Raw genomic sequence first — 15931 nt, forward strand, 5'->3', positions numbered from 1 at the left:
GAACCGCGCCCACCGCGACGGTCACACCGGACAGCCCGAGAAGCGGGCGAAATCCGATGGCACATGTGCCTGGCAGCGTGGCAGCCTTCGTCGCCATGGATGCGGACGTATGGACCGAGCAGGTAGCACGGAGCTACGACGAGTTGTCGGAGCACATGTACCTGCCCGAAGTCTTGGACCCCACGGTTGACTTCCTCGAAGGCCGGGCGCGCCGTGGTCCTGCCCTTGAGTTCGCGGTGGGGACCGGCCGGGTCGCGCTTCCGCTGAGCGCGCGAGGCGTGCGAGTGGGCGGGATCGAGAAGTCGGAGCCCATGGCCCAGGAGCTTGGCAAGAAGCCCGGCGGCGGCGGTGTGACCGTGATCGTCGGAGACATGACGGTCGCTCGGGCTCCAGGCACGTTCAGCCTGGTCTACCTCGTCTATAACGGCATCACCTGCCTGCTCTCCCAGGATGAACAAGTCGCCTGCTTCCGTAATGCAACGGAGCACCTTGAGCCGGGCGGCCGTTTTGTGATCGAGGTGTTCGTCCCCGACCTGCAGCGTCTGCCGCCAGGCGAGACCGCACGCCCGTTCCACATCGGCGACCAGCACGTCGGCTTCGACACATACGACCTGGTCAACCAGCATGTGGTCTCACACCACTACACGATCACGGACGGTCGAGGCTCCACGTTCCTCTCACCTCATCGGTACGTCTGGCCCTCCGAACTCGACCTGATGGCCAAGCTCGCCGGCCTTGAACTGTCCGAGCGTTGGGCCGACTGGAACGAGACGCCTTTCACCGCGTCCAGCAGATCCCACGTGTCCGTGTGGCAGAAACCGCCCGTGTGTTCCGCATCTGTTTGATCAACGAGCAGACCAGAGGCAGATGCCGACGTGATGGATCGCTCGACGGTGTTGCGTCGCTTGTACAACTCCCGGTCGAAGCGAAAGCCGTGGCATCGCTGCCCTGTCGGCGGACGGAACGAATGCGAGGGGTTCTCAGCGGGCATAGGCCGCAAGATGAACTCGCTTCTCCGGAGCCAGCATCCCCACTGCATGGCCAACGGCCTTCCCAGGGATGAGCCCGAGCAGGGGAAGTGCAGGCTGCACATCGACGTCGACGCCACCGACCGCGCCTACGGGCACGAGTCCGGGGCGCGGTGGTGGGATGCCGGAGCGTGAGCCTCAGGATGGCATCGCGGCTCGGTCGGACTCGCTGCGGAGAACGCAGAATTCGTTGCCTTCGGGGTCGGCAAGGACCGCCCAGCCGGAGCCATCGGGATTGCGGTGATCGCTGACCAGGGTGGCACCGATCCCCAGCAGCCGTTCCACCTCCTGCTCACGTGAGGTCTCAGGGCGCAGACACAGATGAATCCGGTTCTTGATCTTCTTGGGCTCGGGCACCTCGTTGAAGTACAGCACTGGGCCCTCCGCCAGCAGCACCTGAGTCTCCCGATGGCCCGGTTCGTCCTCCGGATGTAGTGGATGGCCAGTCACCCTGCTCCAGAACCGGGCCAGCTCGTAGGCATCCGCACAGTCAATCGCCACGTTCTGCAATACCGAAACCATGCGCGCCAGCCTGCCTGACTTTGACACCAGACGCCACCGAGTCGCGCTCACCGTCCGCACCCACAGCTCAGGCACGTGGCAGCACTTTCGATGCACGCCCGATGCACGCCCGAGACACGCCCGATGCATGCCCGAGGCACGGCGCGGTCGGCGTGAACGTTTCTTCATCGCTCTGCCGCATACTCGTGATTCCAGTTGTGTGGGGACAGTGGACCGGTGCGGTTCGGCGTCCATCCATCGCCGCCTTGACCGTACAGAAGTCGGTGCTGGTCTTCTGCTTGCCCCGGGACGTCCGCCTCGGCCGTCGCTGTCGGCCAGGAGTAGTTCACAGGCGGAGGCGAAACGTTGCTGCGGTCGGCTGAAGCCCACGTCGCGGAAGGCGTTTCGTCTGTGGACCGACGATGTCGGCCCTCGTTACGCGGTGCCCGTGGGAGGCGGCCCTCGCCGGTAAGAAACCGTACCCGGGCAACCAATTGGTCGAGACCTACGCCCAGTTCGGATGCGAGAGCAGCGGCATCGATGCCCTTGCTCCAGCCGTCCACCAGGAAGGCGTCCCGAGCGGGCGACCACTCCTGCGCCCCCTCGGACACCCGAGGCACCGGCTGGGGTGAGAGGCGGTCCGGGCGAGGGGACGGGATCGCGGAACGCGGAGGAGCCGCCGGCACGGCTGGGATCTTTGCCGCAGGAGGGAGCGAGGCATCACGCGCCTCAGCGGCACGCTTCACCATCGCCTCCGGTTCCTGCTCCCCGACTGGCGGATGATCGAGCAGTGAGGCGGCGAGGGAACGGGCGTCAGCTTTGCCCACGGTCCGACGGGCAAGACGCACCTCACGCTCATTGAGCCCCAGCAGTTCAGCAACCGCACCATCACTGCCCACCGTGACAGCGAAGGCGGCGAGTATCCTCACGCGTTCGGCCTGGGCTCCATCAAATACGGACTGCGTCGCACGTACATGGTCGTCCGCGCCACAAAAGGCATCGGCCAACACCGCGTGCCGCTCCCACAACTCCCTGGATTCCACGCCGAACCAACGCTGCCGAAACCAAATGGAACCGAACCGAGTGCAGCAATCACCCTATTGGACGATTTCAGGGTTTATAGAGTCGAACACCTGACCACCCGGACCATCCCACATATTGCTTTATCGACTACTCGCTCCATCGACTGTGTTCGAAATTCCGCGCAACTGATCGATTGCTTTGCAAGCGAAGCATCCGCAGTGTCCGCTCCGTCTCCTCCTGGAGGTGCCGAAGAGAGATCAGGCGGCGCCAGTCGGGGTCCGGCACGCCGGGAAGCGTGTTGCCGCAGGCTGCCCACAGGCCCAGCATTTCCGCGTACAACGGTGCCGCCTCCGCCTCACCCTTCGTCATCAGCTGTTCTATGTGCGGCGACATGGGCCGGGGGGCAGGGTGGACGCGTCTGGGCCCCGGGACGACGGCGACCCATCCCTTACGCGCTTGGCCTCCGGGGATCAGCGATGCTGAACCACCGCTGCCGGTTACCGTTGGAGCATCAGGTGCACTCATGGTCGTAGAAACGATTCTCCTGCCTCCCTCGTCACTCGCAGAACGACCCTTTCGTGAAATTTCCCAAAGCGATGCTCACGGTGACTGCGACGCGGAGTACGCCCTGTCGGCACACCGCGGAAACGGCCCGGGAAGGATTCCCCCTCCCCGGGCCGTTGTGCGTGTCAGTTGGGGTTGTCGGCGTGGGTCAGGGTCTCCCATGCGACGAACAGATTGTTCGATGCTGCCGGCCGCTGCCGCTCGGTGAGGGTCTGCGTGTTCGTCATGGCGTACCCCATGCGGTTGTGCAGGGCGTTGAAGCCCACCTCCGTGACCGGGCCGAGCGCGTCCTTGAGCGAGCCGCCGCACAGCGAGGACGGCACGGCCGCACCCAGCTGGTACTTGGCGTGCAGACCCAGGGAATGCCGGAGCCGGTCGGCGATCTCGGGGTAGAGGTCCTGCCCCTGGATGCGGCTGGTCTCGGCGATGTGCGAGATCGCGGAGAGCCCGTAGCCGGTGTGGGTGAGGTCGCGGCACGTCTCCTGGGAAAGCCCGTCCATGAAGGTCGACTGCCCCTGCCAGTACCTGACGATCTCGTCCCGCGTGTCGAGACCGCTGCCGGGCGCGACCTTCGGCAGGGAGCCGTCCGCGGTCACATAGATGTACGCGGGAACGCGTCCACGGAACTTGGTGACGGCCTTGTCGTAGGCACTGCGGTCCTCCAGGAAGACCGCGATGCCGATGGCGGCCTCGGTCATGGACAGTTCCCAGTTGCCGTTGCTGTGCGAGCCGTTGATGACCTCGGGCAGATAGACGTCACGCAGCATCGTGCCGAAGCGGCCGGAGTTCGGCCAGCTGCTGTAGGTGTACTTGATGATCTCGGCCGCCCGCGGCCAGGAGGAGCCGGCCCACCCGGTCTGCAGCGGTGCGTTGCTGTTCGTGTGGTCCTTGATCACACCTGACCAGGCGTCCATGATCTGGATGGCCTTTTCGGCGTAGCGGCTGTCCTTGCTGATGAACCAGGCCAGCGACAGGGTGTACGCGGCTATCGCGTCCTCACGCTCGTCGGTGCAGCCGTAGTTGGGGTTGGAGTAGGAACCGCACTCGACGACGGCACGGGGCTTGGCGGTCCGGGAGAGGGATGCGTACTTGCTGGCCAGCATCTGGTCGTACGCCCCCTTCCACGGCTGCGCACCGGCCAGGACCTTTTCGCGTACGAAGTCGAGCTGGGGGCGGCTGACCAGGACGCCGGGGTGAGTGAACGAGGCCGGGGCGGCTGCCTGTGCAGGCTTGGCGGAGGCGGCCGGGCCGGCGACGGCCGGTGCCGTGACGGCCGTGGTGAGCAGTGCGGCCAGTGCGGCCGTGACGCCCAGGGCGCGCGCAATGGTGCCGGTACGCATGTGGGGTGCCTTCCGGAGGAGGTGGTCCAACAGCCCGCCCGTCCCCCGTAGTTCATATAGATGAACATCGAGCTGGGTTGTGAACTCTTCGACGAGTCAGGAACTTAGAACCAACCCCTGCACCCGTCAAGCGTTCGCGTACAGACAGCGAACGGAACACCGGAAGACGGGCAGTGCCGCGATGGGCGGCGAGCTGTTCAGGAAGCGAGGCAGTCGTGCACGACTTCGGGCCGGCCGAGGGTGAGGTCGGTGAGGAGATGGCTGGCGGAGACGACCTCGCGGACGGGCAGGTCGGCGAGGGGGACCAGCGCGTGCGCGAACAGTTGCAGGCGCGCGGGACCGCTCAAGGCGCCTTTCGCGGCCGGGTCGGAGATCTGGGCCCGTACCAGCTCACAGATACGCGGAGTCCCGTCGTATCCGGGCAACTTCTTGAGCATGAACATCGGCGTGGTCAGCTCGTCGCGGGCCGCCTGATCCGTCAGTTCCCGGTGGGGTTCCGGCACCAGCCGGTCCAGCGCGTCGGGGTCGGTGCGGTAGGTGATGTTCAGGTACTCACGATGTGAACCGGTACCTGGCCTCGGGGAAGGCGGGGGCACCGAGCGGGGTGGTCCAGTGCCGGACAACGTCCTCGGCTCGCACGGAGGCGCCCCCCTACGACGTGGTGTAGTCGTCGTAGAAGCCCTCGCCCGTCTTGACGCCGAGCTTGCCCGCCTCGACGTACTTCTTCAGCAGATCGCGGGGGCCGGCGGGCAGATCGGGCCGCTCGGCGGCGTAGTGGTTCTCGATGTCCAGGACGACGTCGAGCCCGACCTGATCCATCATCCGGAACGGCCCGGCCGGTGTGCCCATGTTGATCTGCCACATACGGTCGACGTCCTGCGGTGTGGAGACGCCTTCCGCCACCACGGCGAGCGCCTCGCGTTTGATGGCGGCCCAGATGCGGTTGAAGATGAAGCCCGTGGACTCCTTGTGCGCCTCGAACGGGTGGACACCGTAGCGGGGCAGTTCGCGCTCGAGCAGTTCGATGACGCCTCGGTCGGTGTGACCGTCCGACATGATGTCGATCGCGTTCTGCTTGGGCGGCATGTAGAAGTGCGTGTTGAGCACGCGCTCGGGGTGCTTGACCTGGTCGATGAACTCGCTTGTCGCGTACGACGAGGAGTTGCTGGCCAGGATCGCGTCGGCGTCGGCCGTGCGGTCCAACTGGCCGAAGATGTCCTTCTTGAGATCGAGCCGCTCGGGTACCGCCTCGACGACGAGCCACGCGCCCGCGAGAGCCTCCGCCATGTCGTCGGTGAAGACGGCCCGCCCGGGGGTCCCTCCGTCGATCCCTGCGGCCAACTCGGCCACGTTCTCCTTCACATACGCGACCGCCGCCTCCCCCGCCTGGTCCGAGCGGTCGTAGATCCGCACTTCCCCGCCGCGGGTGGCGAACATCAGCGCGATCCTGCGTCCCAGGGTCCCGGCGCCGATCACGGCGACCGGACGGGTTTCCACGTCTGTGGGAAGGGTGAACGGCATGCTCGTCCTACTCTCGGGAGGGCGGGGTCCCTGCCGGTCGACATCCGGCTCACCTGCAGTCTCGGGCGCAACCCTCCCGGCCGCGACCGGGGCAGCTCCCGCCGCAGCACGACTGCCGCCTTCCGGGTGACCTGGTTCCGTGAGGCCCCGGAGCCCCCCGGTAGGAACTCGCGTCGGTGCCGGCCGCTCCAGGCCGGGAGCGGCCGGCACCGCGTTTCTACTGGGCGTAGAAGGTCGCGTCCGCCTTGGCGGTCGTCGTCCCCGCCGACTGCGTCACGAGCAGGTTCTCGTAGTGACGGATGAAGCGGCCGGGGAAGTTGTACGACTCGAAGGAGACGCCTGCGGCCGTGTCGGCGAGACCCGGGCGGCGGTGGAAGCTGGCGTCGCTCCTGAAGGTCGTACCGCCGTCGTTCTTCTCGACCCACACCTCGTGGTTCATGTGGCGGAGGTAGTAGCCGGGGAAGTTGGCCGATTCGAGGGAGACGGTGCCGGCTCCGGCGAGGCCCGTGACGACGCGGAACTGCGAGTCCGCGAGGTTGGTGACGTTCGCTTCGAGCTTGGCGCGGAATTCCCAGTGCCGGATGTACCGGTCGGGGAAGTTGAAGGAGGAGAAGCGGACGGGGGTGGCTCCGTCGGCGACCGGAACACCGAAGTTCGGGGTGCCGTCGGCGTTCCAGTAGAGCTTCTGGTAGCGGGTACGGCGGTTGGGGTCGTTGAGCGGGTCTCCGCTGATGTCCTTGTAGTTGCGGTCGCGGTAGACGAGGACGTCCGACTTCCCGTCCTCGGACGTGGTGAAGGTGTTGTGCCCGGGGCCGTACTGGCCGGTCGCGGCGTTGCTGGTGAAGACCGGATTCGGGTTCTTGGTCCAGGAGGCCGGGTTCATCAGATCGGCCCCGGCGGCCGCGGTCAGCAGACCCAGGCAGTAGTTGCTGTCGGTGGCGCTGGCGGAGAAGCTCATGAAGACCTTGCCGCCCCGCTGGATGACCGCCGGTCCCTCGTTGACCGTGTGGCCGACCGTCTCCCACGCGTGGGTCGGCCGGGAGATCATCACCGGGCTGCCGCTGATCGTCCAGGGGTTGGACATCCTGGCCAGGTAGATATTGGTTCCGGCGCCGACGGCGGGGTCGTTCTGTGCCCAGGAGAGGTAGCGCGTCGAGCCCACGACGAAGGTGGTGGCGTCGAGGGAGAAGGTGTCGAGCGGCAGGGCGATGCGGCCCTTCTCGGTCCAGGCGCCCGTCAGCGGGTTGGCCGCGCCGGTCTCCAGGACGTACGGCCGGATCTTCCAGATGTCGCTGGTGGACCCGGCGGCGAAGTAGACGTACCACTTGCCGTCGATGAAGTGGATCTCCGGCGCCCAGATGTGCGCGCCCATCTCACCACTGGTGTGCTTGCTCCAGATGGTGGTCTCGGCGGCGGTGGACAGCCCCTGGAGGGTGGTGGCCCGCCGCATGACGATCCGGTCGTAGGCGGGGACGGTCGCGGTGAAGTAGTAGTAGCCGTCCGTGTGCTTGAAGATGTGCGGGTCGGCGCGCTGTTCGGCGACCGGGTTGGTGAAGGTCACCGCAGGTGACGCGGGGGCGGCCGCGTGTGCGGGGGTTCCTGTGGTCAGCACGGCCAGTGTGGCGAGCAGAGCCATGATCACCCTTGTGATGTCGCGTCCCACTGTCTTCCTCTCTCTCACGGCCGTCATGCCGCCGGCTTGAGCTGCCACTGCTGGCAGGCGTTGTTGAGCCAGCTCCACTGCCGTACGTCGGCACCGTTCGCCGTACCGCAGTCCGCGACGTCGGCGACCTTGCCGCTGCTCTCGTTGACGATCCGCACGTAGTCACCGGATGCCGTGTGCACGAGCCGGAACTTCTGGCAGTTGTTGTTCAGCCACGACCACTGCCTCAGATCGGCTCCGTCGGCGGCGGAACAGTCGGCCGTGTCCATGACCTTGCCCGTCGCGACGTTGACGAGCCGGCTGGTGTCGTTGCCGAGGTCCTCGATCCGCCACTTCTGGTTGGCGCCGCCGCTGCAACTCCATTGCGCGATGTTGGTGCCGTCCGCGGCGTTGCCGCCCGCGACGTCCAGGCACTTTCCGCTGTTCCGGTTCACCAGTGTGTACGCCGTCGGCGTGGCCGCTGTCTCTCCGGAAGGGCCGGGGCGGGTGGCACCCAGGGAGACCGGGGCGCCGAAGTCCGGGGTGCCGTCGGCGTTCCAGGTGAACTTCTGTGCGCGCGTGGTGCGGCCGTTGTCGCAGCCGTCGGAGGTCGAGTCGTTGGCGTGGTAGACGATCCAGTTCTCGGTGCCATCGGGCGAGGTGAAGAAGCCGTTGTGGCCGGGGCCGTAGACCCCCGCGGAGTCGTTCCGCGAGAAGACGGGCGTGGGCTTCTTGGTCCAGGAGGACGCCAGCAGCGGGTTGCTGCCGGTCAGCTCCAGCTGGCCGAGCTTGTAGTCCGGCCCCCAGCAGGCGCTCGCGGAGTAGACGACGAACGTCTTGCCGTTGCGGTAGAGCGGTTCCGGCCCTTCGTTGACCGTGCCGCCCTGGGTCTCCCAGCCCAGGGTGGGGCTGGAGATGACGGTGAAGGCGGAGGTGCTGAGCGTGTACGGGTTGCTCAGCGGGGCGATGACCAGGCTCTGGGGACTGCCGTTGATGGAGCCGCTGCCGAGCAGGTACAGCTTGCCGCCGTGCCGCAGCACGCTGGCGTCGATGAGCCAGCCCCCGGGGTTGAGGTTCGATCCGGTGAGCTGGTTCTTGTAGGTGTACGGGCCCATCGGATCGCTGCCGGCGCTCTCCAGGACGTAGGTGCGCTGGGAGTCGCAGCAGGCGACACCGCTCTGCCCCGCCGAGTAGTAGAGATACCAGCGGCCGTCGACGAAGTGCAGCTCGGGCGCCCAGAAGTTGGTGTTCCGAGTGGCGGTGGTGTCGCTCCAGACCTGGACGCTGGGGGCCGTGGACAGTCCGGCCAGGGTGGGCGACTTCCGCATGGTCAGCACGCCGGTGAAGGACGTGGTGACCAGGTAGTAGTGGCCGTTGTAGTACTCCAGCCAGGGGTCGGCGCCCTTCACCGACTTGACGGGGTTCGTATACGGACGCCCCTCGGCGGCCGCGGCCGGCTGCGTGGCGACCGCGGCGAGCATCACGAGCAGCGCTGCCATGAGGGTGGACCAGTAGCGGGTGCGGAACAAAGCGAGTCCCTTTCGACAGCTGGCAGCTGACAGCCACCGGCTACGACTTGTTCGAAATACCGGACAACGTGCGTAACTTCGACCAGAACATAGGCACCCGACCTGTACGCGTCAACGGTTCGGACGACTTTGATTCCGGCGCGTCCGTCGGCGCGATTGCCGCTGCGATTGCCGGCGCATGAAGCATCGCGCGAGGAATACCGCGCCTCGCACCGCGACGGAGACCGCGAACCCGCCGAGCGGTCTTGTCCGACGCGTCGAACGAGGCGTCAATTCGGCTCTCATCTGCGGCTTTGGGGGAAATTCGTGAGGCGTCGATCTACACGCTGTTCGACCCGTCGCGCATTTCCCTCCCCCTCTTGACGCTGCCCTCCGCACGGATTCACACTCGCGCAACGCGATGTCACACAGCGGAAACGGCAGGGCACCTATCCCCCGGGGCCCTGTCGTCCCTTGTTCCGTTTCTCCCATTCGCCGGTTAGCCGGTTAGCCGGTTAGCCGGTTAGCCGGTTAGCCGGTTAGCCAATCTTCCGGACCGCCCCGAATCCCCCCTCCAGCCGCCCTCCGCAAGGGACTTTGAAACGATGCAGCTCGCACGGCCACACCGCCGCACACCACGGTGGGTGGGTCATCTCGCCGGACTCACCGCCGCGTCGGTCCTTCTGAGCCTCGTCGGCCCCGCCGCCCCCGCCCACGCGACGGAGGACGCCGGGATCGCCGAGGGCCTGGCCCTCCGGTACACGCTCGACGCCCCCTCCGGCACCGCCGGCACCACCGTGACCGACGTCTCCGGCCACGGCCGCGACGGTACGGTCAACGGCACAGCCGCCTGGTCCGGCAACGGCGAGGGGCTGGGCTTCAACGGCTCCGACACCTTCGTCACCATGCCGGACAACGTCCTGAGCGGCATGGCCGCGATCACCGTCTCGATGGACGTACGGATCGACGCGGCCCAGGCCACCCCGTACTTCCTCTACGGCTTCGGCAACACCAGTGGCACGGCCGGAAACGGCTACCTCTTCACGACGGGCAACACCTTCCGGACCTCCCTCGCCTCCGGCAACTGGTCGACGGAGCAGACCACCCAGCCCTCCCCGGCGCGGGCCCTGGCCCGCTCCGTCTGGAAGCACGTCACGTACACGCAGACAGGCTCCACAGGCGTGCTCTACGAGGACGGTGTGGAGGTGGCGCGCAACACGGCCCTCACGCGCACCCCCGGTTCCATCGGCTCCGGAATCACCACCGCCAACCACATCGGCAAGTCGGTGTATCCCGGGGACAGGCTCTTCAAGGGCCGCATCCGCGACTTCCGGGTGTACGACCGCGCGCTGGCCGGCCCGGAGGTCGGACAACTCGCACTCCCCGTCGCCACCAGAGGCGTCGCCGACGACAAGGCCGCTCTCACTCTCGGCAGAACCAAAGCCGTCATCGCCGACCTGACGCTGCCGGCCTCCGGTACGGCAGGCGGCTCCACGATCACCTGGGCGAGCGACGCGCCCGCCGTGGTCTCCGCGACCGGCGCGGTGACACGCCCCGCCGCCGGTGAGCCGGCCGGCCGCGCGCGGCTCATCGCGACGTTGAGAAAGGGCACAGTGACGGACACCAAAACCTTCGACATCACGGTCCCCGCCGCTTATGACGACGCCACCGCCGTCAAGAAGGCGACCAAGGCGCTCACGGTTCACGACCTCGACGACGTACGCGGCAACCTCGCGCTCCCCGCGAGCGGCGCGCACGGCACACGCGTCACCTGGACCTCGGCGAAGCCGGCCGTCGTCGCCGCCGACGGTGTGGTCCACCGCCCGGCGCACGGCTCCGGCGGCACCACCGTCAAGCTGACCGCGACCGTCACACGGGGCGACGCGAGGGCCACCCGCGTCCTGGCCGCTAAGGTCCCCGAACTCCCGGTCAGGGAAGCCCTGAAGGGCTACATGTTCAGTTACTTCACCGGCGAGGCGACTGCCGAAGGCGAGCAGCTCTACACCGCCCTGAGCAAGGGCAACGACCCTTTGAACTGGCAGGAGTTGAACGACGGCAAGCCCGTCCTGACCTCCACACTCGGCGAGAAGGGCCTGCGCGACCCGTTCATCATCCGCTCTCCCGAGGGCGACAAGTTCTACCAGATAGCCACCGACCTGCGGATCCACGGCAACGGTGACTGGGACGCCGCCCAGCGCACCGGCAGCAAGTCCATCATGGTCTGGGAATCCACCGACCTCGTACACTGGACCGATCAGCGCCTCGTCAGGGTCTCGCCCGACACGGCGGGCAACACCTGGGCGCCGGAAGCGTTCTACGACGAGAAGCTCGGCTCGTACGTGGTCTTCTGGGCATCGAAGCTGTACGCCGACGCCGAGCACTCCGGCGACACGTACAACCGCATGATGTACGCCACCACCCGCGACTTCCGCACCTTCAGCGAGCCCAAGGTCTGGATCGACCGCGGCTACTCCGTCATCGACTCGACGATGATCCAGCACGACGGCCAGTACTACCGGTTCTCCAAGGACGAGCGGAACAACGGTTCCTCCACCCCCTACAGCAAGTTCGTCTTCGCGGAGAAGAGCGACTCGATCCTCGACCCCTCCTACGACTTCGTCGCCGAGGGCATCGGCAAGGGGGCGATGAGCGCAGCCGAGGGACCTCTGGTCTTCAAGTCCAACACCGAGGAGAAGTGGTACCTCTTCCTCGACGAGTTCGGTGGCCGCGGCTACCTGCCGTTCGAGACGACGGACCTCGCCTCCGGCGTCTGGACCCCGTCCACCGGCTACGGTCTTCCCGCCGAGCCCCGCCACGGCACGGTCCTTCCGGTGACGCAGAGCGAGTACGACCGGCTGCTGCGCGCCTACCAGCCGGGCCGGCCCGCCGTGTCCGACGACGAGTCCGTCGCCTCCACGACCGCGCCGTACGCGCGGGTCCCGAGCGGCGTCCCGTTCGGCACCTCCTGAGGTTCCCGGTTCCCGGGTCCGGGAGGGAATGACCGCGGCCTGCCCGACATGTGCGTCGGGCAGGCCGCAGTGCGTCACGGGCGGAACTCCGGGGAGGCCCTCCCGGGTCTTCAGGTCTTCCCGCGCGCCGTCATCGCCCGCTGGATCAGGATGAACGCGCAGAGCAGTACGCCCGTGGCGATCTTCGTCCACCAGGAGCTGAGCGTGCCCTCGAACTGGATGAGGCTCTTGATCAGGCCGAGGACGAGCACGCCGAACAGGGTGCCCACCACATAGCCGGAGCCTCCCGTGAGCAGCGTGCCGCCGATGACGACCGCGGCGATCGCGTCGAGCTCCATGCCGGTGGCGTGCAGGGGGTCGCCGGACTGGATGTACAGGGTGAAGAGGAGGCCTGCCAGCGCCGAGCAGAAGCCGCTCACCGTGTAGACGGCGATCTTCGTGCCGCCCTGGGGAAGGCCCATCAGCATGGCCGACTGCTCGTTGCCGCCGATGGCGTACACCCGGCGCCCGAAGCGGGTGTAGTGCAGCACGTAGAACGCCACGGCCAGGACGACCAGTGCGACGACCGCTCCGATCGACAGGAAGGCGCCGCCCAGTGACACCTGGGTCTGCGCCATGCTGCTGACCGAGGCGTCTCCGATGGCGATGGACTCCTTGCTGATGACCAGGCAGAGGCCCCGGAAGAGGAAGAGGCCCGCGAGTGTCACGATGAAGGGCTGGATCTCGAAGTTGTGGATCACATAGCCCATCAGGAAGCCGCCGAAGGCGCCCACGGCCAGGGCCACGGGGATCACGACCAGGATCGGCAGTCCCTGCCGCTCCACCATCCAGGCCGTGAACATGGTCGTGAAGCCGATCACGGAGCCGACGGAGAGATCGATGCCGCCGGAGAGGATGACGAAGGTGGCTCCGGCGGCGGCGACCAGCAGGTAGCCGTTGTCGATGAACAGGTTGAGGAAGACCTGGGGTTCGGCGAAGCCGTAGTTCTGGTACCGGCTCAGCCCGGCGACGTACATCGCGAGGAAGAGCGCGGCCGTGACCAGGACGGGCAGCCGCCGGTCGCCGAGCAGGCGGGCGGCCCTGGTCGCTGTGCGGCTGTCCGGCGCCTTACGGACTTGGGTGGTCGCGCTCATCGCGACACCTCCATCGTGGGAGCGGTCTCGGTCACCGTGGCGGTCTGCGCCGGGCTCGCCGCCCGCGGGCGGCCCTTCGTGCCGAACACCTTGGCGCGGAACTTCGGGGACTGGAGCAGGCAGACGACGATGACGACGGCGGCCTTGAAGACCAGGTTGGTCTGGGTGGGTACACCGATGGTGTAGATCGTGGTGGTCAGGGTCTGGATGACGAGCGCGCCGACCACCGTGCCGCCGATGGAGAACCGGCCGCCGACGAGCGAGGTGCCGCCGATGACCACGGCGAGGATCGCGTCCAGCTCGATCCACAGTCCGGCGTTGCTGCCGTCGGCGGCCGAGGTGTTGGAGCTGATCATCAGCCCCGCGATGCCCGCGCAGACCGCGCAGAACACATAGACCATGATCTTGATGCGCCGGGACCTGATGCCCACGAGGCGGCTTGCCTCGGCGTTGCCGCCGACCGACTCGACGAGCAGCCCGAGGGCCGTACGGCGGGTCAGTGCGACGGTGACGGCCACGACGACGGCCACGACGAAGATGGAGAAGGGGAGCGTCAGCCAGTAGCCGCCGCCGATCAGTTTGTACGGCTCGCTGTTGACGGTGATGATCTGGCCGTCGGCTATCAGCTGCGCGACGCCGCGACCGGCGACCATGATGATCAGCGTGGCGATGATCGGCTGGATGCCCATCCGGGCGACCAGGAAGCCGTTCCAGAGCCCGCAGACCACCGCGGCCGCCAGGCCCAGGGCCAGCGCGAGCAGGACACCGGAAAGCGCGCTCTGGTCGGCCTGGCCGCTGATGTACGAACAGGCCAGCGCGCCACTGATCGCGACGACCGCCCCCACGGAGAGGTCGATACCGCCGGTGGCGATCACCAGGGTCATGCCGACCGCCACCAGGATGAGGGGCGAGCCGAACAGCACGATCGAGACGAGGCTGCCGTAGAGGTGCCCGTCCGTCATCCGGATCGAGAAGAAGTCCGGGGTGAAGGGGACGTTGACGAGGAGCAGGACGACCAGGACCGTCACCGGCCAGAAGAGGTGATGGCGCGTCAGTGCCCGCCCTCGGGCAGGGATGCTCACTGGTGTTCTCCGCTCGCGATGGTCTCCAGGATGTGACTGGGGGTGATCTCGGGCCCGTTGGCGAAACGCGCCACGAGCCTGCGGTCGCGCAGCACTCCGATGGTGTGGCTGATCCGGAGCACCTCCTCCAGTTCGGCCGCGATGTACAGCACGGACATGCCTTCCTCGGAGAGCGAGACCACGAGCTTCTGGATCTCCGCCTTCGCGCCGATGTCGATACCGCGGGTCGGCTCGTCGAGGATCAGCAGTTTCGGCTGGGTGATGAGCCAGCGCGCGAGGAGCACCTTCTGCTGGTTTCCGCCGCTGAGCCGGCCGACACGCGCCTCCGGGTCGGCCGGGCGGATGTCCAGCGCCTTGATGTACTTGGCGACGAGTTCGTCGCGCTGGGCGGCCGGGACCGGCCGGGCCCAGCCGCGCGAAGCCTGGAGGGCGAGGATGATGTTCTCCCGCACCGTCAGATCCGGTACGAGCCCCTCGGCCTTGCGGTTCTCCGAGCAGAACGCGACCCCGGCGCCGATCGCGTCGTTCGGCGCGCTCATCGAGACCCGCTTCCCGCCGATGGTGACCTGGCCGCTGTCGGGCTGGTCGGCACCGAAGAGCAACCGGGCGAGTTCCGTACGGCCCGAGCCGAGGAGTCCGGCGAGTCCGACGACCTCGCCCTTCTTGATCTCCAGGTCGAAGGGCGCGATGCCGCCGGTCCTGCCCAGCCCGTCGGCCCGGAGCAGCGAATCGCCGACCTCGGCGTGGAGTTGGTGATCGTGGAGCTGCTCCAGCTGTTCCACGTCCTTGCCGATCATCAGCTGGACGAGCCCGACCTGGTCGAGATCGCGGACCAGGTGCTCGCCGACCAGGGCGCCGTTGCGCAGCACGGTCATCCGGTCGCAGACCTCGTAGATCTGGTCGAGGAAGTGCGAGACGAAGAGGATCGCGACGCCCCGGCCCTTCAACCGCCGCATCAGGCCGAAGAGTTCGAGGACCTCGTCGCGGTCGAGGCTGGAGGTCGGCTCGTCCAGGACCAGCACCTTGGTGCCGGACTTCTCGCCGTCGTCGTCACCGGTGCCCACCGACCTTACGATCGCGACCAGTTGCTGCACCGCGAGTGGGTACGAGGACAGGGGCGCGGTCACGTCGATGTCGAGGCCGAGCCGGTCGACGAGCTCCGCAGCCTCCCGGCGCAGCCGCTTCCACTGGATGCGGCCGCCGCGGGTGGGTTCGCGTCCGATGAAGATGTTCTCCGCCACCGAGAGGTTGGGGCAGAGGTTGACCTCCTGGTAGACCGTGCTGATTCCGGCCTGCTGCGCCTGCGGCGGACCGGCGAACCGTACGGACATGCCGTCGAGGGTGATCGTGCCGCCGTCGAGGGGATGAACCCCGGTCAGCACCTTGATGAGCGTGGACTTCCCGGCTCCGTTCTCGCCGAGCAGGGCGTGGATCTCGCCGGGGAAGAGCCGGAAATCGACACCCGACAGAGCCCGTACCCCCGGAAACTCTTTGACTATGCCCGTCATCTCCAGGACGGGCAGCGGCTCTGCCATGGCAGCGCTCCTCATGGATCTCGTTCAGTCCCGCGGGGAGCCCCCTGGATCTCGGACCGGGAGGTCCGGCCGGTCGGGGGCTCCC

The 15931-nt window shown here is 67.3% G+C and carries 11 protein-coding genes and 1 pseudogene; 3 read left to right on the top strand and 9 right to left on the bottom strand.

Annotation, left to right across the window (positions count from 1 at the left end):
- The first annotated feature begins 95 nt into the window (after positions 1–95).
- Together AC07FA_RS05885 and AC07FA_RS05890 are read left to right on the top strand one after the other, a co-directional pair.
- Positions 96–845: a methyltransferase domain-containing protein gene (locus AC07FA_RS05885; protein WP_479074231.1), complete on the top strand. Its 750-nt coding sequence runs from the start codon at positions 96–98 to the stop codon at positions 843–845.
- 156 nt (positions 846–1001) lie between these two features.
- On the top strand, positions 1002–1163 hold the full coding sequence (locus AC07FA_RS05890) for a hypothetical protein (protein WP_479073475.1): 162 nt from the start codon (positions 1002–1004) through the stop codon (positions 1161–1163).
- A gap of 3 nt (positions 1164–1166) precedes the next feature.
- Here AC07FA_RS05890 and AC07FA_RS05895 read toward each other — a convergent pair whose 3' ends face one another.
- The 6 genes from AC07FA_RS05895 to AC07FA_RS05920 all read right to left on the bottom strand — a co-directional run bounded on the left by AC07FA_RS05895 (position 1167) and on the right by AC07FA_RS05920 (position 9118).
- The gene (locus AC07FA_RS05895; protein ID WP_479073476.1) at positions 1167–1550 is read right to left on the bottom strand and encodes a VOC family protein; all 384 of its coding nucleotides are present in this window, start codon (positions 1548–1550) and stop codon (positions 1167–1169) included.
- A 1691-nt stretch (positions 1551–3241) separates the two neighbouring features.
- A complete protein-coding gene (locus AC07FA_RS05900; RefSeq protein ID WP_479073477.1) occupies positions 3242–4456 on the bottom strand; it encodes an alginate lyase family protein in 1215 nt (404 codons plus the stop codon).
- 197 nt (positions 4457–4653) lie between these two features.
- A complete protein-coding gene (locus AC07FA_RS05905) occupies positions 4654–5052 on the bottom strand; it encodes an acetoacetate decarboxylase family protein (protein WP_479073478.1) in 399 nt (132 codons plus the stop codon).
- Between the two features lie 55 nt (positions 5053–5107).
- Positions 5108–5953 carry a 3-hydroxyacyl-CoA dehydrogenase family protein gene (locus tag AC07FA_RS05910; protein ID WP_479073479.1) on the bottom strand — a complete coding sequence of 282 codons (846 nt, stop codon included), beginning with the start codon at positions 5951–5953 and terminating at the stop codon, positions 5108–5110.
- Between the two features lie 241 nt (positions 5954–6194).
- Complete coding sequence (locus AC07FA_RS05915) at positions 6195–7613, bottom strand: family 43 glycosylhydrolase (protein WP_479073480.1); 1419 nt, start codon at positions 7611–7613, stop codon at positions 6195–6197.
- 50 nt (positions 7614–7663) lie between these two features.
- Positions 7664–9118, bottom strand: a complete 1455-nt coding sequence (locus AC07FA_RS05920) for a family 43 glycosylhydrolase (protein WP_479074232.1) — start codon at positions 9116–9118, stop codon at positions 7664–7666.
- Positions 9119–9732: 614 nt separating this feature from the next.
- Between AC07FA_RS05920 and AC07FA_RS05925 the strand changes: the two are divergent.
- Positions 9733–12045: pseudogene (locus AC07FA_RS05925) on the top strand (immunoglobulin-like domain-containing protein); the annotation flags it as partial.
- A gap of 161 nt (positions 12046–12206) precedes the next feature.
- Here AC07FA_RS05925 and yjfF read toward each other — a convergent pair.
- Genes yjfF through AC07FA_RS05940 form a run of 3 tightly spaced genes read right to left on the bottom strand, consistent with a single transcriptional unit; the run spans position 12207 to position 15846 of the window.
- Positions 12207–13229 (bottom strand): galactofuranose ABC transporter, permease protein YjfF, encoded by a 1023-nt coding sequence (yjfF, locus tag AC07FA_RS05930; RefSeq protein WP_479073481.1) that lies wholly within the window; start codon positions 13227–13229, stop codon positions 12207–12209.
- A complete protein-coding gene (locus AC07FA_RS05935; RefSeq protein WP_479073482.1) occupies positions 13226–14311 on the bottom strand; it encodes an ABC transporter permease in 1086 nt (361 codons plus the stop codon). The genes yjfF and AC07FA_RS05935 overlap by 4 nt, the downstream gene beginning before the upstream one ends.
- Entirely contained in the window at positions 14308–15846 is a 1539-nt protein-coding gene (locus tag AC07FA_RS05940; protein WP_479073483.1) for a sugar ABC transporter ATP-binding protein, read from the bottom strand. Before AC07FA_RS05940 ends, AC07FA_RS05935 begins: the two co-directional genes overlap by 4 nt.
- Positions 15847–15931: the final 85 nt, after the last annotated feature.

The organism is Streptomyces sp. NPDC045968 (genome assembly GCF_056430475.1).

What these genes read in the sequence shown, in the direction of transcription:
- AC07FA_RS05885 (WP_479074231.1), top strand. Translation starts at nt 96, where the DNA reads ATGGATGCGGACGTATGGACCGAGCAGGTAGCACGGAGCTACGACGAG.
- AC07FA_RS05890 (WP_479073475.1), top strand. Translation starts at nt 1,002, where the DNA reads ATGAACTCGCTTCTCCGGAGCCAGCATCCCCACTGCATGGCCAACGGC.
- AC07FA_RS05895 (WP_479073476.1), bottom strand. Translation starts at nt 1,550, where the DNA reads ATGGTTTCGGTATTGCAGAACGTGGCGATTGACTGTGCGGATGCCTAC.
- AC07FA_RS05900 (WP_479073477.1), bottom strand. Translation starts at nt 4,456, where the DNA reads ATGCGTACCGGCACCATTGCGCGCGCCCTGGGCGTCACGGCCGCACTG.
- AC07FA_RS05915 (WP_479073480.1), bottom strand. Translation starts at nt 7,613, where the DNA reads ATGGCTCTGCTCGCCACACTGGCCGTGCTGACCACAGGAACCCCCGCA.
- AC07FA_RS05920 (WP_479074232.1), bottom strand. Translation starts at nt 9,118, where the DNA reads ATGGCAGCGCTGCTCGTGATGCTCGCCGCGGTCGCCACGCAGCCGGCC.
- yjfF (WP_479073481.1), bottom strand. Translation starts at nt 13,229, where the DNA reads ATGAGCGCGACCACCCAAGTCCGTAAGGCGCCGGACAGCCGCACAGCG.
- AC07FA_RS05940 (WP_479073483.1), bottom strand. Translation starts at nt 15,846, where the DNA reads ATGGCAGAGCCGCTGCCCGTCCTGGAGATGACGGGCATAGTCAAAGAG.